The sequence below is a fragment of the Gracilibacillus pellucidus genome (genome assembly GCF_033949965.1).
In the GTDB taxonomy this organism is placed as follows: Bacteria; Bacillota; Bacilli; order Bacillales; family Amphibacillaceae; genus Gracilibacillus; species Gracilibacillus pellucidus.
In genome coordinates, this window is the sequence record NZ_JAWZSR010000008.1 from 34,837 (window position 1) to 54,526 (window position 19,690).

The window sequence follows — 19,690 nt, forward strand, 5'->3', positions numbered from 1 at the left end:
TTGTTGTGTTACACAAAGGAGTTGTAAGTAGATGAAAGCTAGAGATTTTTCTGTTCTAATCGGTGTCATTTTAATAATTGTTATGTTAGTTATCCCTCTTCCAGGGTGGTTATTAAGTATATTTATTTTAACCAATATTTCTCTAGCATTAATCGTCATATTAGTGTCGATGAATACGACTGAGGCACTACAGTTCTCTGTATTCCCATCTTTATTGTTATTACTTACGTTATTTCGTTTAGGTTTGAATGTATCTACAACAAGATCCATCTTGTCTGAGGCAGAAGCAGGAGGGGTTGTAGAAACTTTTGGTACATTCGTAATTGGCGACAACCCACTTGTTGGTTTTGTTGTGTTTGTCATATTAATTATCATTCAATTTTTAGTTATTACAAAAGGTAGTGAACGTGTATCAGAGGTAGCAGCACGATTTACATTAGATGCGATGCCTGGTAAGCAAATGAGTATTGATGCGGATTTAAATGCTGGAATGATTAATGAGCATCAGGCAAAAGAACGTAGAGAAAAAATTGAAAATGAATCAGATTTTTATGGTTCAATGGATGGTGCAACGAAGTTTGTTAAAGGTGATGCAATTGCTGGTATTATTATCGTACTAATTAATATTATTTTTGGACTTATTATTGGAATGGTACAGCATGGTATGAGTTTTAATGAAGCGATTGATGTTTATATGCGCCTAACGGTCGGAGATGGATTGGTAAGTCAAATTCCTGCTTTACTAATCTCCACTGCAACAGGAATTGTTGTGACACGAGTAGCATCAACTGACGGGAATTTAAGTGCAATCGTAACGAAACAATTATTACGTTATCCAACACTTTTATATGTAGCAGGTGGAACGATCTTTTTACTAGGTCTAACTCCGATTAATTTCTTCCTTACTACTGTGATTGCTGCTGTACTATTTGGTAGTGGATATTTATTGTCAAGAAAAACGCAAACAGACGAAACACCAACAGAAGAGGAAATCGTTGAATCAGCATCTGAGGATATGCAATCGCCAGAAAATGTAGTTGGATTGATTAACATGGATCCAATTGAATTTGAATTTGGTTATGGTTTAATCCCGCTCGCAGACTCTAATCAAGGTGGAGATTTATTAGACCGAGTCGTTATGATTAGGCGTCAGCTTGCAATAGAATTGGGGCTTGTCATTCCGGTTGTTAGAATTCGAGATAATATTCAGTTAAATCCAAATGAATATCGTCTCAAGATTAAAGGAAATGAAGTTGCACGAGGTGAGCTTTTACTTGATCATTATTTAGCGATGAGCCCAGGGATTGAAGATGATCAATTAGAAGGTATCGATACTGTGGAACCAGCATTCGGTTTACCTGCTAAATGGATAGCTGAAGATGTCAGAGATGATGCAGAAATGTCTGGCTACACGGTAGTAGATCCTCCGTCTGTTGTATCTACGCATATCACAGAAATAATTAAACGAAGTGCGCACCAATTAATTGGTCGTCAAGAAACGCAACAGTTAATTGATTACTTGAAAGAGTCCAATCCAATTCTCGTTGAGGAAGTAACACCAGAACCATTAGCAGTTGGTGATGTTCAGAAAGTATTAGCTAAATTATTACGAGAGAATATTTCGATTAAGAATTTGCCAGTAATTTTTGAAACACTTGCTGATTTCGCAAAGATGACGACAGATACAGATCTCTTAACTGAATATGTGAGACAATCACTGTCTGTTCAGATTACTAATGATCTACTACAAGGGAATCAACAATTGAAAGTTATTACCGTATCAGGTGAAGTGGAAAAATTAGTTGCAGAGCATGTGCAACAAACAGAACACGGTAGTTATTTAGCAATGGACCCAGACACACAACAACGAGTGATTCAATCGGTAGGAGAAAATGTGGAGAATATGAGTTTGCGAGAGGAAACACCTATAATCTTGTGTTCACCGACCATTCGTATGTACTTTAAGCAATTGCTAGATCGTTTTTATCCTACTGTAGTAGTCTTATCGTATAACGAGTTAGAGCCAACGGCAGAAATTCAAAGCATCGGGGTGGTGAATGTAGCATGAAGGTAAAGAAGTTTAAGGGAGCAACAATGCCAGAAATCATGCAAACCGTTCGAAAGGAACTAGGTGCTGATGCGGTTATATTGAACTCAAAAGTCATTCATGAAGGCGGATTTTTAGGATTGTTCAAAAAACGGAAATTAGAAGTGCTGGCAGCAATGGATCCAGTGCGTTTGCCAAATAAAAAAGCGATTCAACAGAAAAGTAATGTTACTAGTTTGCAAGAAATTCCTGCTAAGCAAATTCCGCCTGAACAAGAAGATGTTTTAAAAGAAATTCGAGAAATGAAGCAATGGATGAAAAGAACTACAACAACTAATCAAACTTTTACATCTAATTTCCAAGTTACCTATGAGCGGTTACTTGATCAAGAGGTAGACCAAGATATTGCGTATGAATTGATGGATCAAGTTCAGCAAAGGTTGAAAGATGAAGAGGTTGTTGAGCATAAAGTGAATCAACAACTTGCATTTGAGATGAAGCATCGAATTGCAAATAATGGAACATATGGTGGAGAAATATTTGATAAGCAATTGATTCATTTAGTAGGACCTACAGGTGTGGGGAAAACAACGACAATAGCAAAACTCGCTGCACATACTGTTCTCGAGCGGGGAAAGAAAGTTGCTTTTATTACAACTGATACCTACCGTATTGCGGCTATCGAACAGTTAAAGACATATGCCAAAATATTAGATGTACCAATTGAAATTGCATATAATTTAGAAGACTATCAAAAGGCAAAACAAAAATTTGTAGATTATGATCATATTTTTGTCGATACAGCTGGTAGAAACTTTAGAGATGAACAATACATCAAAGAACTGGGAGAAATAGTTGATTTAAATGATGAAGTTAATACTTATCTTGTTCTATCTTTAACGACTAGAGCAAAAGATATGGAGGAAATTTATCAACAGTTTAATACGATTCCGGTCAAACAGTTAATTTTAACGAAGAAAGATGAAACCTCTATATATGGTCCCATTTTAAACTTAGTATATAAACACAAAATTGGTATTGCCTATATGACAAATGGTCAAGATGTACCAGATGATATTGAAGAAGTTTCGATCGAGCATATTGCGAAACTAATAGTTGGTGATTAAGATGGTGGATCAAGCGGAAAAATTAAGAGAAAAATTACATATTTCTCATGACAAATATCGAGCTAAAACGATAGCGATAGTAAGTGGCAAAGGTGGTGTCGGGAAATCAAATGTTGCGTTAAATTTCTCTATTTCTATGGCGAAAAAAGGTCAAAAAGTATTACTCTTTGACCTCGATGTTGGAATGGGGAACATCGATATTTTATTAGGCATAACTTCTACCTATTCAATTATCAATATGTTCGAGAATAATTTGTCGATATATGATATTATAGAAGTAGGACCAAATGCCCTTTCGTATATTTCAGGTGGAAGTGGTCAGGACAATATATTCTTTCTTGATGAGGGAAGACGACAATATTTTCTTGAACAATTAGAGCTTGTGATGAAAGAGTATGATTATATTATTTTTGATATGGGAGCAGGCGTTACGAGAGAAACAATACATTATATATTAGCTGTTGATGAATGTATTCTAGTGACAACTCCCGAGCCAACGTCTATGACAGATGGTTATTCCATGATTAAACATGTGTTATTGCAACAAAAGACAAAATTCCATTTAATCATTAATCGGTCAAAAGATGAAAAGCAAGGTGTTGATACGATGAATCGAATGCGGAATGTAGTGAAACGTTTTTTACAACATGATTTGATACCACTCGGTACGATTCCTGATGACCGAGCAGTCACAGATGCAGTTTTAGCACAAAAGCCATTTATTCTGCATAATCCATACTCTAAAGCATCTAAGGCAATCAAGATTGTTACAGAGCAGTTTTTAGGAGAGAAACGAGAGAAAGTAGCAGAATCAAGTTTTCTTAGTAGACTAAAACGATTTTTAACAGAGAGGTAGACACCTATGACAAAAAAACGCGTATTAGTAGTTGACGATTCAGCGTTCATGAGAAAAATGATTTCCAATATCATTAATAATTCAGTGTATTTAGAGGTAATCGACACAGCTAGAAATGGTCAAGATGCGATTAATAAAGTAATGGAGTTAAAACCGGATTTAGTAACTTTAGATGTCGAAATGCCTGTAATGGATGGTATCTCTACATTACAAGAGATAATGAAAAAAGCTCCAACAGCTGTTGTTATGTTATCAAGTTTAACAAAAGCAGGTGCAGATAAGACGATTGAAGCGATGTCTTTAGGTGCCGTAGATTTTATTGCTAAGCCCTCCGGTTCGATTTCACTAGATATTGCTGATATTGAACGTGAAATAATAGCGAAGATAGAGCATGCATCTAATGCTAATTACTCATTGAAACCAGAGCGGAAAACTTACATAAAAGAAAAAAACTATAAGCCAATCACATCGAATCGTCCTATCGTTGCAATTGGTTCTTCTACTGGTGGACCTAGGGCTTTGCAACAAGTTATTACTAAATTACCTGCTGGTTTTCCAGCTCCGGTTGTAATAGTACAACACATGCCAAAAGGTTTTACAAAATCATTGGCTGATCGACTTAATAGGTTATCAAAAGTAAATGTGAAAGAAGTAGAGGATGGCGATTTAATTGTAAAAGGTACAGTCTATCTAGCTACTGGTGGTAAACAATTTAGAGTGGTTGAAAGAGGTTCTAGCCTATATGCAGTAGTAAAGGAGGAACAACCAGTTAATGGACATCAACCAGCTGTAGATGTGTTATTTGAATCAGTTTCCACCATTGCAAATTGTCAACCTATTTCAGTTATTTTAACAGGCATGGGTAAAGATGGTTCTAATGGATTAGTTAAGCTCAAACAAAAACATCCGAGAACGATTGCAATATCTCAAACGGAAGAAACATGTGTCGTATATGGTATGCCTCAAGCAGCAGAAAAAACTAGTCTAGTAGACTATGTAGAAGATCTCGATAGAATAAGTGAAGTATTAATACAAAAAATTCCAACGAAGAGGTGAAATACGGATGGAAAATAGTGAATATCTTGAAGTATTTATTGAAGAAAGTAAGGAGCATATCCAATCATTAAATGATCAGTTATTAATTTTAGAAAATGAACCTAATAATATGGATACAGTCGGGGAGATATTCAGGTCAGCGCACACATTAAAAGGTATGGCTGCAACCATGGGATTTCAAGACTTGGCTGATTTAACGCATAAGATGGAAAATGTACTTGATGCGATCCGGAATGATCAAATTAATATTACAACAAATATTATTGATGTTATTTTTCAGGCGGTTGATCAGTTAGAAGGAATGGTTCTTGATATTTCGGAAGGTGGGGATGGAGCTTCTGACGTTCGAGAATTAGTCAATATATTATTAGCAATTGAAAAAAATGAACAACCCGTTCCTACCAATAAGGAACAACAGGTTGTAGAGGAAGTAAAGGAAAGTCCATCACAATTCGCTGAATTAGATCAGTTCGAGTGGACAATTTTAGAGCAATCTAAGGAAAATGGGTTTGAAAACTTACAAGTAACCGTCACATTAAGTGAGAATTGTTTATTAAAAGCAGCTCGCGTATATATGGTTTTTGAAGTATTAGAACAAGTTGGTGAAGTGATTAAATCTGTTCCTACGGTGCAAGAACTTGAAGAAGAGAATTTCGATCTTCAGTTTAATGTGTTATTAGTAACGAAAGAGGATCCAGAAGAAATTAAACAAAAAATCTTGAAGGTGTCTGAAATTGCGAGTGTAGAGATAGCCACTTTCGAACGAAAAAATACAGTTTCACAAGAGGTTGAAAAGAATCAGCAAGAAGAAAATGCTGATACACCGAATGAAACTACTCCAACACAACAAGAAGATAAAAAGAAAAACGGAAAAGCAGTTGCTAGTAAAACGATCCGTGTCAATATCGACCGACTTGATGGGCTGATGAATCTATTTGAAGAGCTTGTTATTGATAGGGGACGTTTAGAGCAAATCTCGGCTAATTTAAAACATACTGAACTACAAGAAACAGTAGAAAGAATGTCTAGAATCTCGGGTGATCTACAAAACATTATTTTGAATATGAGAATGGTACCAATTGAACAAGTGTTTAATCGTTTTCCACGTATGGTTCGTCAACTTTCTAAAGATTTAGGCAAAAAGATAAACTTAGAAATTGTCGGTGCAGAAACAGAACTAGATCGAACGGTTATTGATGAAATTGGTGATCCTCTTGTTCACTTAATTAGAAACTCGTTAGACCATGGTATTGAAACACCAGATAAGCGAAAAGCCTTAGGTAAAAACGAAGAAGGACGCTTATTACTTAAAGCATATCATAGTGGAAATCATGTTTTTATCGAGATATCTGACGATGGAGCAGGTATCAATAAAGAAAAAGTGTTGAATAAGGCGATTTCAAATGGTGTTGTAACTGCTGAAGAAGCACCTAAGCTTACCGACAAAGAAGTATTTCAATTAATTATGTCTAGTGGATTCTCTACTGCAGATAAAATTAGTGATGTATCAGGCCGTGGAGTAGGTTTAGACGTGGTGAAGAACACGATTGAATCACTAGGTGGTACTATTACGATTGAATCAGAAGAAGGAAAAGGTTCACTATTTTCGATTCAATTACCACTTACATTATCTATTATTTCTGTACTATTAGTAGAAGTACAGAAAGAAACATATGCTATTCCACTGTCATCTATTATTGAGACAGCAATAATTAATAAGGCCGATATTTTAAATGCTCATAATAAGAAAGTAATCGACTTTAGAGGAAAAGTAGTACCATTAATCGACTTAAAGAATGTATTTGAAGTGCCGACAGAAAATCATGAAGATGATTTATCATCGGTTGTTATTATTCGTAAAGGTGACCAGATGGCAGGGCTTATTGTTGATACATTCATCGGTCAGCAAGAAGTAGTGCTAAAATCATTAGGTGATTATTTAGGTGATGTGTTTGCTATTTCTGGTGCGACTATATTAGGTGATGGTCAAGTTGCTTTAATAGTTGATACGAATTCATTAATAAACTAGGAGGGATAGCATGGAAGAAGTACTGAACAGTCAAAAATCGATTATCATTCAATTAGATCAGGAAGAATATGCGATTCCTGTTGAAGTTGTTGGAGCGATTGAAAGAATGCAACAAATCACACGAGTTCCAAAGACAGCAAGTTTTGTAAAAGGTGTCATTAACCTTCGTGGTGTTGTAACTCCAATTATTGATTTACGTGAACGCTTTGGAATAACAGCTGCAGATTATACGGAAAGTACAAGAATAATTATTGTTCATCATGAAAAATATGATGTTGGATTTATTGTAGACGCTGCATATGATGTGTTAGAAATTCCTGAGGACGCTATTGAGCCTGCACCACAAGTAATCGGTACAGTTAATGTAGATTATATTAATGGTGTCATCAAAGTGGATAAACGTCTCATTATGCTTTTAGATTTAAATAAAGTGTTATCACAAAAATCACACAATAACGCATATGAGATGGAAGGGTAAATAAATGGCAGAGTTAGATAAGTTACAAGGTCAGCACTTAGATGTTTTGAGAGAGGTAGGCAATATTGGAGCTGGAAATGCTGCTACAGCACTTTCCGGCTTATTAAGCAAAAAAATTGATATGAATGTCCCTGCAATTAAAGTGGTTGGATTTAATGAATTAATGGAGTATGTAGGTGGTCCAGAGCAAGTCATCGTTAGTGTGTTTTTACGTATCCAAGGTGATGCGCCTGGTAATATGTTTTTTGTTTTATCGCCGGAAGAAGCAAGTTCATTAGTAACAGAGTTAACGGGTGCTACTGCTGATAACTTAGAGGAAAACGAATTAGCGATTTCCGCTATATCAGAAATAGGAAATATCCTCTCTGGTTCCTATTTATCTGCCTTATCTGATTTTACGTCTATCAATATGCAACCAACGGTACCTAACGTAGCCATCGATATGGCGGCAGCTATTTTAATGCAAGGTCTACTTGAAATGTCGCAAGAGAATGATTATGCGATTATTATTGATACAACAATTGAAGAAGAAGTACAACAATCTAAAGAATCGATTAAAGGTCATTTCTTTTTATTACCTGACCCAGACTCTTTTGATGAAATATTTCAAGCATTAGGAGTCGAAGTAGAATGACAACTATAGAAACAGTCGAAAAGGTCGGTATTGCCGATTTAAAAGTGACTAAAATACCTAATCTGTTAAAGACTTCAGGTTTAGGGTCTTGCGTGGGAGTTGTCATTTATGAACAGTCTATTGCAGGACTTGCACATGTGATGCTTCCGGATTCTACAACATCTAGTAAAGGAATAACTAACCCAATGAAATACGCAGATACCGCTATTGATTTATTATTAGATCAATTGTTGTCTGAGGGAACTCGTAAATCTAGGTTAAAGGCAAAAATAGCTGGTGGTGCACATATGTTTTCTTTTCAGTCTAACAATAATATGCTCAAAATCGGAGAGCGTAATGTAGAGGCTGTACTAAATAAATTAAAGGAACATAATATACCTGTTATTGCACAAGACGTAGGTGGTGACAAGGGAAGGACAATTGAGTTTAACATTTATACAAGTATGTTAGAAGTTAGAACGGTGAAAAGTGGAGTTACACAAATTTAATTAGCACGGTAATGTTTGAAAGAGGTGATTCGATGGTCAAAGATATAATGATAGAGAAAAGCTTATGGGATAAATGGTTAGAAGACAAAAGTGAGGGAAATGCTAATGAATTAATCGAAAACTATATGTATCTTGTTCAATATCATGTCCAACGAATCGCTGTTAATTTACCCAAAAGTGTTAACAAGGATGATGTAAGAAGTTTGGCGCTTTTTGGTTTATATGATGCGATTTTAAAATTTGATAGAAGTCGAGATTTAAAGTTTGATACTTATGCCTCCTTTAGAATAAAAGGTGCAATTCTTGATGGGCTTAGAAAAGAAGACTGGTTACCTCGCACAACGCGTGATAAAGTAAAAAAAATAGATCAAGCAATTGAAGTACTAGAACAGTCCCATCATCGAGAAGTTACTGCTACTGAAATTGCAGAATATTTAGGATGTACTACCGATGAGGTTCAGGAGTCACTGAAGGATAGTTTCTTCGCTAATCTGCTGTCAATGGAAGAAAAAAATAAAACGGGTTCTGAGGAAACACGAGAAGGTGTTGGTTACCTTATTCCAGATGAGAGGGAAGTGTTACCTGAGCAGTATCTTGTGCGTAGTGAAAACTATTTGGAATTATCACAATGTATGGATCAATTAAAAGAAAACGAACAGATGGTGTTAAGTTTATTTTATGATAAAGAATTAACTTTCACTGAAATAGGTAAAGTGTTAAGTTTAACCACTTCAAGAATTTCACAAATTCATAAACAAGCTATAGTGAAAATTCGTCATTTATTTGAAAATAAACGGATAGGCGGGCTTGATCATGAGTGAACAAAAAGAGATAAAAGAAATTAAAAAAAAGATAGATATTCATATCGAAAAAAGCCGTTTAACAGCCTCTATATATTTAAAAGATGTAGATGGTTTAGAAGAAATTACGGAAGAGGATGTTATCCGCTTATTGGATAGTTATGAAGTATCTTTTGGTATTACAAGTTTTGCAAGTTTTGATTGGAAACAAAAATTAAAAGAAACTAGTAATTTTGTGATTGCCAAAGGTGCAGAGGCTGAAAATGGGCTTAATGGTAAATTGATTCTCAAACAATCAACGGATCAAACATTGTCAGATAAAGAGAAAACAAACTTTAGAGATGTAGTGAAAATCCCTATGGTAGAAGAAGGAGACATATTAGCACAATTAATACCACCTACAGACGGAAAAGCTGGTAGAGATGTTTTTAACAGACCTTTGAAGGCTAAAAAGGGAAAAAAATTAACATGTAAATCGGGTGAAGGTGTCTTATTTAATGAGGAAGACAAAACGTTTATTGCAGCGACAAGTGGACAATTATCGGTTGGAGAACGTGTGATAAGTGTGTTCCCATTGTACGAAATTACAGGTGATTTATCACTAGAAACAGGTAATGTTAAATTTAATGGTTCTGTATGGATTAAAGGGAGTGTCCCTTCTGGTTATCAAGTAGATGCCAAAGGCGATGTGACCATTCAAGGGATAGTTGAATCAGCGCAAGTAAATGCTGGAGGGAATATTGTCATTAATGAAGGTATAGCAGGTATGGATAATGCTAATGTAACGGCAAAAGGTAGTATTGAAGTTGGTTATATCAATCAAGCAGATGTGACTGCAGGTCAAGATCTGATTGTTAAGAAATCTATTATGCACTCTAATTGCTTTGCACAGCAAAGTATTTACTGTACAAATGGTAGTATTATTGGTGGAAGTTGTTCTGCTGGCAAAGTGATTGAAGTGAAAAATGTAGGAAATCCGGCTAATACGAAAACAGAATTAGCATTTGGAATTCAAAAAAGTATTATGGATCGAGTAAATGAATTAAAAGTAAAACAAAAAGAGTTAAGTGAAAATGAACAAAAGCTTCGAAACCTAGGTTATCAACTCCAACAAAGAAAAGAATCTTCTGGGGGCCTGTCATCGAAGGAAAGAATAACTTTGTTGAAGCAACGAAACATGTTTTCTAAGACAAGAGAGGCCTTATTACAAGTAGAAGAAGAATTAAACGAATTACAGTTCGAAATAGGTAATTTTTCAGGACTTGAGCTGATTGTAAAAGGAAGATCCTATGAAAATGTAGAATTGCTCTTTGGAAAATATAAACGAAAATTAAATCAAGAGCATCATTATTTTAGAGCATACCTAGATGAAAAAGAAGTAACAATTCAAACTTTATCACAGTAAATGTTCTGTTATATAGCGCCGAGTTGTAATAAAAAAGCTAAGTGATAGAGAAGCGATTGCTAACTCCCTCGTTAGCTTTTTTTGAAAATGATTGCTAGATTGCTTGGATATTAGTATATTGTTTATATAGTGCAATGATGATTTTTCATTTGGAGGTTATGCTTTATGAGCTGGAAAGCTGTAGAAATGCAAGTTGCTATACCTAGAACGCAAGATGCAGGTAAGATCCAAGATCATCTTCAGCAACAAGCAAGAATGGAGCAAAATCAATTAGCACAATCTATACTGAATAGTGAAGCAAGAAAAAGAACACAAGTTATCAAGCAGAAGGCGAGCGAACAATTAAAAAATAATAAAAAGAAGAATCAAACACTTCCATTACAACAAGAAAAAGAAAAGCTGGTAAATGATAGGAAACAACTGTATATAAGACACCCATTCTTGGGAAGTAGAGTAGACTTTAATGGTTAAGAGGTAAATAGATGATATATATATTATTAATGATTAGTTTTATTATACATATCATAACATTTGTGATTATCAGACAAATGAAAGTGAATCATGATAAGACTAGAGTGAATGATTCAGATATTAATGAACAAATAAAAAATATGGAAGATACACTTGCAGTTTATTTAGTAGAATTAAAAGAAGAAAATGCTAACTTTGTGAAGCAAATCGAACAGTTACAGCAAAGGAAAAATGAAGCAAACTCAACAAATAACGAACAAAAACAGTCCTTCGTTGAAAAAACTTCACCTCAACCAATATCGGAAACGCCAGATAAATCAACAAACAACTTTCAACCAATTACGGATGTAGAAAATGTGGAAGATGTAGTAGAAAAATCGACTACTGCGACTGCACTTCATTTACAAGAACAAGGATATACGTTAGAAGAAATCGCAAAGAAATTAGATAAAGGTAAAACAGAAATAGCACTTTTATTGAAATTTCAACAAAAAAAATGAAATATTGCTTGATTGACCATATACATTATGGTATATTTATTTTCGGTGTTAAATACACACGTTTGCGGAAGGTACGAGTGGTGCTAATTTTTAGTCCTTGAACCATATGAAGCAAATGGAGGAAAAAAAACCAATTAACAGGAGGAAAAAAACATGGCAGTTATTTCAATGAAACAACTACTAGAAGCTGGTGTTCATTTCGGACATCAAACACGCCGTTGGAATCCTAAAATGAAGAAATATATCTTCACTGAGCGTAACGGCATTTACATTATCGACTTACAAAAAACAGTGAAAAAGGTTGAAGAAGCGTATAACTTCATTAAAGAAATCGCTGAAAACGACGGTACTGTTTTATTCGTAGGTACGAAAAAACAAGCACAAGAGTCAGTTAAAGAAGAAGCAATCCGTTCAGGAATGTACTTCGTTAACCAACGTTGGTTAGGTGGTACATTAACGAACTTTGATACTATTCAAAAACGTATTAACCGTATGAAAGCTATCGAGAAGATGGAAGAAGACGGTACTTTCGAAGTGCTTCCTAAGAAAGAAGTTGTAGGTCTTCTTAAAGAAAAAGAACGTTTAGATAAATTCTTGGGTGGTATTAAAGAAATGACTAAGATCCCTGATGCTTTATTCATCATTGACCCAAGAAAAGAGCGTATCGCTGTTGCAGAAGCACATAAATTAAACATCCCTATCGTAGGTATTGTAGATACAAACTGTGATCCAGATGAAATTGATTATGTAATTCCTGCGAATGATGATGCTATTCGCGCTGTTAAACTTCTTACTGGTAAAATGGCAGATGCTATTTTAGAAGCTAAACAAGGTGAAGTAACAGAAGAAGTTGCTGAAGAAGCTGCTCCAGAAGCAGAAGCTACAGAAGAATCTACTGTTGAATCTGTAGAAGAGTAATTAAAGGTTTTGGTGATAAGAGGGAGACCTTTTATCACCTTTTTTTCAGAAAGTAAAGCAAAAAAAGCGGATAGCTATCAATGTTTGACTAATTTTTCGCTTTTCTTACTTATAAGATATTTAAGGAGGAATCTCTAATGGCAATTACAGCACAACTAGTAAAAGAATTAAGAGAAAAAACTGGTGCGGGAATGATGGATTGTAAAAAAGCACTAACAGAAACAGACGGAAATATTGAGGCAGCAATTGATTTTCTTCGTGAAAAGGGTATTTCTAAAGCTGCGAAAAAAGCAGATCGTATCGCTGCAGAAGGTTCTGCACATGTAGAAGTATCTGGAAATGAAGCAGTGCTATTAGAATTAAACTGTGAAACAGACTTCGTTACTAAAAATGATCAATTTAAAACATTGGCTAAAGAAATTGCTAATCACATCCTTTCTCAAAAACCTGAGACAGTGGAAGAAGCTTTACAACAACCGTTTAACGGAAATGGTGAAACAGTAGAAGAATTCATCAATTCTAATATTGCTAAAATTGGTGAGAAAATTTCACTACGTCGTTTCTCATTATTCACTAAAACTGATGATGACGCATTCGGTGCATACATCCATATGGGTGGCTCTATCGGTGTTGTTACAGTTCTTGAAGGAACAAATGATGAGCAAGTGGCGAAAGATGTTGCAATGCACGTAGCTGCTGTAAACCCTAAATATCTATCTCGTGATTCAGTTTCTGCTGAAGATGTAGAAAAAGAACGCGAAGTACTTAAAACGCAAGCATTGAACGAAGGTAAACCAGAACATATCGTTGAAAAAATGGTTGAAGGTCGCTTGAATAAATTCTTCGAAGAAATTGTTTTATTAGAACAAAGCTTCGTTAAAGACCCTGACCAAAAAGTAAAACAAATCGTGAAAAACAGCAATGCTTCTGTTAAATCATTTGTTCGCTATGAAGTTGGCGAAGGAATCGAGAAACGTGAAGATAACTTTGCTGAAGAAGTAATGAGCCAAGTAAACAAAAAATAATCTTATTTAAATGAGGGGCACTTAGTGTCCCTCATTCTTTGAAAAGTAATATAATTTAAACAGAACAGCAGGAAATTATTTTTACTTTTTACTTGGAAGAAATCCATGCTTTTATTATAATATTTACATATATGGAGGTAATTATGGCTACTGCTAACTACAGAAGAATTGTTCTAAAATTAAGTGGTGAAGCTTTGAGCGGTGAACAAGGTTTTGGACTTGAACCAACTATTGTACAATCTGTGGCAAAACAGGTGAAAGATATCGTGGAATTAGGTGTAGAAGTCGCAGTTGTTGTTGGTGGTGGTAACATCTGGCGCGGTAAAGTAGGTAGTGAAATGGGAATGGATCGTGCCAATGCTGATTACATGGGAATGCTTGCAACAGTAATGAATTCACTAGCTTTACAAGACAGCTTAGAGAATGTAGGAATTCCTACACGTGTACAAACGTCAATTGAGATGCGTCAAGTAGCTGAACCATATATTCGTCGTAAAGCGATTAGACATCTAGAGAAGAAACGCGTCGTTATTTTTGCAGCAGGTACAGGGAATCCATATTTCTCTACTGATACAACTGCAGCATTAAGAGCTGCGGAGATTGAAGCAGAAGCAATTTTAATGGCCAAAAACAATGTTGATGGGGTCTATACAGCAGATCCGAAAATCGATAAGAATGCGGAGAAATATGATGAACTAACATATTTAGATATTCTTAATGGAGGATTAGCAGTAATGGATTCCACTGCATCCACACTATGTATGGATAACAATATACCATTGCATGTGTTCTCAATTTCTGAGGAAGGCAATATCAAAAAAGCTGTCCTTGGCGAAAATATTGGAACGATTATAAGGGGGAATTAATTATGTCTCAACAGGTAATGAATGAAACTCGTGAGAAAATGGATAAAACAGTAAAAGCATATTCTAAAAACTTAGCTACTGTTAGAGCAGGTAGAGCTAACCCAGCAATTTTAGATAGTGTACAAGTTGAGTATTATGGTGCATTAACACCGCTAAACCAACTTTCATCTATTTCTGTTCCAGAGGCGCGTTTGTTAGTAATCACACCATTTGATAAATCAACGGTTGCAGAGATTGAAAAATCTATTTTAAAAGCAGACCTTGGCCTGTCACCTTCCAATGATGGTAATGTGATTCGTATTAGTATCCCGCCATTAACAGAGGAACGTCGTAAAGAATTAGTAAAAGTAGTAGGTAAATACGCAGAAGAAGCGAAAGTACAAATTCGTAACGTACGTCGTGATGCAAATGATCAACTTAAAAAAGATGAAAAAAATGGCGACCTTACAGAAGATGATTTAAGGGCATACCAAGACGATGTACAAACTGAAACAGACAAATTCATTAAGAAGATTGATGAATTAACAAAAGAAAAAGAACAAGAAATTATGGAAGTCTAAGCAAAAAAAAGGTAGAATATATATTGAGTGTAGAAGCCCTCTTAATAAGAAGAGGGTTTTTCCACTTTAATAAAATGAAACTTGAATCAGTGGGTGTGTTAAACTCCCACTGATTATTAGCGAAACTTATCAGAAAGTTAGTGTCTGTTTATCCCCCCTTTAAGTTTCCTTGTTACCATATGAACTTTGAAAAGGGGATTTTACGGACTTTTGCTTGATGATATATAGTTTCTAATCTGTAACACAGCACTAAGATACTACAGTTAAGCAATTTTTAAGACATGAAGTAAAGAAAAACTGGCGCAGTTGCTAAAGTTCAAGCATTTGCGAGTTTTCAAATGATGGAGGATAATTATGCGTTTGTTTAAACTTCCCTTTAAAAATAAGGAGGACACTGTGGATTTATCTAACACAGTGCTTGAAAATATACCAAAGCATATAGCTATCATTATGGATGGTAATGGTAGATGGGCGCAAAAAAGGGGCTTACCACGTGTTGCAGGACATCGTGAAGGCATGGATAATGTGAAGCGAATTGTAAAAGCTGCAAACAGTTTACAAGTAGAAGTATTAACATTATATGCTTTTTCAACGGAAAATTGGAAACGTCCATCAACGGAAGTGGAGTACATTATGAAATTGCCAATTGATTTTTTACAACATTACTTACCAGAGCTAGTAGAAGAGAATGTACGTATCCAAACAATTGGTGAATTTGAGGACTTACCTAAGAATACAAAAGCAGCCATTACGAAAGCGAAAGACCAAACGGCAGAGAATACTGGTTTGATTCTGAATATTGCTCTTAATTATGGTAGCCGTTTTGAGATGATTCGTTCTATTAAAGAAATTTGTCAAGATGTCCAAGATGGCAAGTATGGAATCGAAGAGATTACAGAAGATACCCTTAGTCAGCATTTATATACATCACATATAAATGATCCAGATCTTTTAATTAGAACTAGTGGAGAATTACGCTTAAGTAATTTCTTGCTTTGGCAATCGGCATATACAGAATTATGGTTTACTGATACACTTTGGCCAGATTTTAATGCAGAAGAATTCGAAAAAGCTATCAACGATTTTCAAAATAGAAAACGTCGTTATGGTGGAATATAAGGTGTGAAAATAAGATGAAAACGAGAATAATTACGGCGATAATTGCTATATTGGTATTCTTTCCATTTGTTTTTTTAGGTGGGTTACCTTTTCAAATAATTATGTACCTAATTGCTACGATTGGGTTAATAGAGCTATTACATATGAGAGGAATGACAAAGTATCCAATCCCTACAATATTAGGAGTTCTGTTACTTTGGTCATTGATGTTCCCACACGATTATCAATTCTTTACAACTCGTCTAGAGTTTTTGATGATTTTCGTTTTAGTAATTTTAGGGTATACAGTGCTAGTAAAGAACAAATTTACTTTTGAAGATGCTGGGTTTCTTATTTTAGCGTCTATTTACGTTGGATTAGGGTTTTATTACTTTACCCAAACGCGTGACGTTGAAAATGGACTCGTTTATATGTTTTATGCTATTCTTGTGATATTATCTACGGATACAGGAGCATACTTCTTTGGAAGAGCGTTTGGGAAAAATAAACTTTGGCCAGAAATTAGTCCAAATAAAACAGTTGAAGGAGCTGTCGGTGGGATTATAGTAGCAAGCATCGTAGCAATGGTATTTCAATATTTCTTTGAAGTACATCATTCTATGGTCTTAGTGATAGTTGTTACTATCTTAGCGTCTAGTTTTGCTCAAATTGGTGATCTTGTCGAATCTGCGATAAAACGTCATTTTGATGTGAAGGATTCTGGTAAAATATTACCTGGTCACGGCGGAATTTTAGACCGATTTGATAGTTGGTTATTTGTATTTCCGTTACTACATTTTATTCAATTTATTTAATAAGTGCTTGAGCATAATTATCGTGTTTGTATTATTACTTAGAAGTAGGAGCAGCCATTATGAAGAATATTACTTTACTTGGAGCTACAGGCTCTATCGGTCTACAAACGATTGATGTTATTAAGGAGCACCCAGAGCAATTTAATTTATATGCAATCGCTTTTGGTAAAAATGTGGACAAGGCAACGGAGATTATTGAAGCATTTAAACCAAAAAAAGTTGTGGTGCAAGATGAGCAAACGAGAAGAGAATTATCCATACATACGGATCAGCTTACTATTTTAGTCGGTAAAGAAGGCATGGAAGAGGTAAGTGCTGACCCTGAAACAGATGTACTCGTAAATGCTGTTATGGGAAGTGTAGGTTTAGGTGCGACACTTACTGCTATTAAACATAAAAAACAAATTGCTATTGCAAATAAGGAAACTTTAGTAACTGCAGGCCATCTAGTGATGGAAGCGGCTAAGCACTACGGTGTTGATTTATTACCAGTCGATAGTGAACATTCGGCAATATTTCAGTCCTTGAACGGTGAATCTCGTAAAGATATAAACAAAATCATTTTAACTGCATCTGGTGGCAGTTTCCGTGACAAAACAAGAGAACAGTTGAAAGGTGTTACAGTTGCAGATGCACTAAACCATCCTAATTGGAGTATGGGGGCTAAAATTACGATTGACTCTGCCACAATGATGAATAAAGGGTTAGAAGTAATAGAGGCTCATTGGCTATTTGATATTCCTTACGATAAAATTGAAGTTATTCAACATAAGGAGAGTATTATTCACTCTATGGTTGAATATGCTGATAAGAGTATCATTGCCCAATTAGGAACACCTGATATGCGTGTGCCTATCCAATATGCATTAACTTATCCAAACCGTTTGCCACTCTCGGCTTCTAAAAGTCTTGATTTAGTAGAACTTTCTACGTTGCATTTCGCTAAGATGGACATGGATAGGTTCCCTTGCCTCGCTTTTGCATATCATGCTGGTGAGAAAGGTGGCTCATTACCTACTGTATTAAACGCAGCTAATGAAGCAGCAGTAGACTTATTTTTACGTGAAAAAATTACATTCTTGGAGATTGAAGATGTGATTGAACAAGCAATGACAAGTCATAAAATCATAGAGAATCCAGACTTAGATACGATTAATGCAATCGATGCAGAGACTAGAAAGAAATTGTATGAAAAATATTGAGAACGTATGTGGGAAGGAGTGCTCTAATTGACAACTGTAATTGCCTTTATATTAATGTTTGGACTGCTCGTTTTTGTTCATGAATTTGGTCATTACTATGTTGCCAAAAAAACGGGAATGTTAGTTAGAGAATTTGCGATAGGTTTTGGACCTAAAGTATTTTCTACTGTGAAAAACGAGACATTGTACACGGTTAGATTACTTCCGATGGGAGGATATGTTCGTGTAGCAGGTGATGATCCTGAAATAGTTGATATTAAACCTGGACAACATATTGGTTTAACTTTTAATAAAGCTGGAGAAGTAAACCAAATTATCGTTAATAACAAATCGAAGCATCCCGATGCATTAGTAATAGAAGTAGAAAAAATTGATTTAGATCACGCATTAACGATTGAAGGTTATGAAATAAATGATGAAGAGAAATATTCCCTCCGCGTAAACGAAAAAGCGTTCTTTATCATGGATGAAAAAGCAACACAAATAGCACCATATGATCGCCAATTCGCATCTAAAACAGTTGGGCAACGAGCTTTACAATTATTTGCTGGACCATTTATGAATTTTGTCTTATCTGTTGTCCTGTTTTGTATTTTAGCGAACATACAAGGTGTCCCTGTTGAAGAGATGCGTGTAGGTTCAGTAGCTGATAATAGCCCAGCTCAAGAAGCTGGCTTTGAACCAGGCGATACTGTAATTGAAATCGATGGACAAAGTATTAGTAAGTGGAAAGAATTTCAGGAGATTGTTAGAGCAAAACCAAATCAAACGCTGGATATGATTGTTGTACGTGGCGATGAACAGATTGCTGTTGAAGTAACCCCAGCCTTAATTGAATCTCCAGAGGAAGATATTGGACAGGTCGGTATTACACAAGCATCTGAGAAATCTTTTGTACGTAGTATTGGATATAGTTTTGAGGAAACATATCGCTGGTCTACGATGATTTTAACTAATTTAGGGAAATTAGTAACAGGTCAGTTTTCGATCGATATGTTATCTGGACCAGTCGGAATATATGATGCGACAGATCAAGTGATTAAAACAGGATTTATGAACTTTATCATGTGGACTGCAGCATTAAGTGTCAATTTAGGGATCATTAATTTATTACCACTGCCTGCACTAGACGGAGGGCGATTGCTATTTGTTGGCCTAGAAGCATTGCGTGGAAAACCTGTTGATCCACAAAAAGAAGGAATAGTTCATTTTATTGGATTTGCGTTATTAATGTTATTAATGATTGTAGTAACATGGAACGATATTCAACGTCTATTCTTGTGAGATACTGTGTTGGAATAATGAAATTACTGAG

General features: G+C 35.3%; 20 protein-coding genes. All 20 read left to right on the plus strand.

From position 1 onward, the window contains the following. The first annotated feature begins 31 nt into the window (after positions 1-31). The 20 genes from flhA to rseP all read left to right on the plus strand — a co-directional run bounded on the left by flhA (position 32) and on the right by rseP (position 19,659). A complete protein-coding gene (gene flhA / locus SH601_RS13250; protein WP_319958812.1) occupies positions 32-2,068 on the plus strand; it encodes a flagellar biosynthesis protein FlhA in 2,037 nt (678 codons plus the stop codon). Next, entirely contained in the window at positions 2,065-3,174 is a 1,110-nt protein-coding gene (flhF, locus tag SH601_RS13255; RefSeq protein WP_319958813.1) for a flagellar biosynthesis GTPase FlhF, read from the plus strand. The genes flhA and flhF overlap by 4 nt, the downstream gene beginning before the upstream one ends. Before the next feature lies 1 nt (position 3,175). Beyond that, a complete protein-coding gene (locus SH601_RS13260; RefSeq protein WP_319958814.1) occupies positions 3,176-4,030 on the plus strand; it encodes a MinD/ParA family protein in 855 nt (284 codons plus the stop codon). Between the two features lie 6 nt (positions 4,031-4,036). Further along, the gene (locus SH601_RS13265; protein WP_319958815.1) at positions 4,037-5,086 is read left to right on the plus strand and encodes a protein-glutamate methylesterase/protein-glutamine glutaminase; all 1,050 of its coding nucleotides are present in this window, start codon (positions 4,037-4,039) and stop codon (positions 5,084-5,086) included. A gap of 7 nt (positions 5,087-5,093) precedes the next feature. Beyond that, on the plus strand, positions 5,094-7,115 hold the full coding sequence (locus SH601_RS13270; RefSeq protein ID WP_319958816.1) for a chemotaxis protein CheA: 2,022 nt from the start codon (positions 5,094-5,096) through the stop codon (positions 7,113-7,115). A 10-nt stretch (positions 7,116-7,125) separates the two neighbouring features. After that, positions 7,126-7,593, plus strand: coding sequence for a chemotaxis protein CheW (locus SH601_RS13275; RefSeq protein WP_319958817.1), 468 nt, complete (start codon positions 7,126-7,128; stop codon positions 7,591-7,593). A gap of 4 nt (positions 7,594-7,597) precedes the next feature. After that, the gene (locus SH601_RS13280; RefSeq protein ID WP_319958818.1) at positions 7,598-8,227 is read left to right on the plus strand and encodes a chemotaxis protein CheC; all 630 of its coding nucleotides are present in this window, start codon (positions 7,598-7,600) and stop codon (positions 8,225-8,227) included. Then, the gene (locus SH601_RS13285; protein ID WP_319958819.1) at positions 8,224-8,715 is read left to right on the plus strand and encodes a chemotaxis protein CheD; all 492 of its coding nucleotides are present in this window, start codon (positions 8,224-8,226) and stop codon (positions 8,713-8,715) included. The genes SH601_RS13280 and SH601_RS13285 overlap by 4 nt, the downstream gene beginning before the upstream one ends. Positions 8,716-8,747: 32 nt before the next feature. Then, a complete protein-coding gene (locus SH601_RS13290; RefSeq protein ID WP_319958820.1) occupies positions 8,748-9,536 on the plus strand; it encodes a FliA/WhiG family RNA polymerase sigma factor in 789 nt (262 codons plus the stop codon). Continuing rightward, the gene (locus tag SH601_RS13295; RefSeq protein ID WP_319958821.1) at positions 9,529-10,920 is read left to right on the plus strand and encodes a flagellar assembly protein A; all 1,392 of its coding nucleotides are present in this window, start codon (positions 9,529-9,531) and stop codon (positions 10,918-10,920) included. The genes SH601_RS13290 and SH601_RS13295 overlap by 8 nt, the downstream gene beginning before the upstream one ends. A 165-nt stretch (positions 10,921-11,085) precedes the next feature. Beyond that, a complete protein-coding gene (locus tag SH601_RS13300; RefSeq protein ID WP_319958822.1) occupies positions 11,086-11,391 on the plus strand; it encodes a hypothetical protein in 306 nt (101 codons plus the stop codon). 11 nt (positions 11,392-11,402) lie between these two features. Next, complete coding sequence (locus tag SH601_RS13305; RefSeq protein ID WP_319958823.1) at positions 11,403-11,891, plus strand: DUF6115 domain-containing protein; 489 nt, start codon at positions 11,403-11,405, stop codon at positions 11,889-11,891. A gap of 153 nt (positions 11,892-12,044) precedes the next feature. Next, positions 12,045-12,809, plus strand: coding sequence for a 30S ribosomal protein S2 (gene rpsB, locus SH601_RS13310; protein WP_319958824.1), 765 nt, complete (start codon positions 12,045-12,047; stop codon positions 12,807-12,809). A 137-nt stretch (positions 12,810-12,946) separates the two neighbouring features. Continuing rightward, positions 12,947-13,834, plus strand: a complete 888-nt coding sequence (gene tsf, locus SH601_RS13315; RefSeq protein ID WP_319958826.1) for a translation elongation factor Ts — start codon at positions 12,947-12,949, stop codon at positions 13,832-13,834. A 143-nt stretch (positions 13,835-13,977) separates the two neighbouring features. Next, entirely contained in the window at positions 13,978-14,700 is a 723-nt protein-coding gene (pyrH, locus tag SH601_RS13320; RefSeq protein ID WP_319958827.1) for a UMP kinase, read from the plus strand. Between the two features lie 2 nt (positions 14,701-14,702). Beyond that, on the plus strand, positions 14,703-15,260 hold the full coding sequence (gene frr / locus SH601_RS13325; protein ID WP_319958828.1) for a ribosome recycling factor: 558 nt from the start codon (positions 14,703-14,705) through the stop codon (positions 15,258-15,260). A gap of 354 nt (positions 15,261-15,614) precedes the next feature. Then, positions 15,615-16,379, plus strand: coding sequence for an undecaprenyl pyrophosphate synthase (locus SH601_RS13330; protein ID WP_319958829.1), 765 nt, complete (start codon positions 15,615-15,617; stop codon positions 16,377-16,379). Between the two features lie 14 nt (positions 16,380-16,393). After that, a complete protein-coding gene (locus SH601_RS13335; protein ID WP_319958830.1) occupies positions 16,394-17,173 on the plus strand; it encodes a phosphatidate cytidylyltransferase in 780 nt (259 codons plus the stop codon). Positions 17,174-17,232: 59 nt separating this feature from the next. Then, on the plus strand, positions 17,233-18,375 hold the full coding sequence (dxr, locus tag SH601_RS13340) for a 1-deoxy-D-xylulose-5-phosphate reductoisomerase (RefSeq protein WP_319958831.1): 1,143 nt from the start codon (positions 17,233-17,235) through the stop codon (positions 18,373-18,375). Between the two features lie 27 nt (positions 18,376-18,402). Next, positions 18,403-19,659, plus strand: coding sequence for an RIP metalloprotease RseP (rseP, locus tag SH601_RS13345; RefSeq protein ID WP_319958832.1), 1,257 nt, complete (start codon positions 18,403-18,405; stop codon positions 19,657-19,659). Positions 19,660-19,690 lie beyond the last annotated feature (31 nt).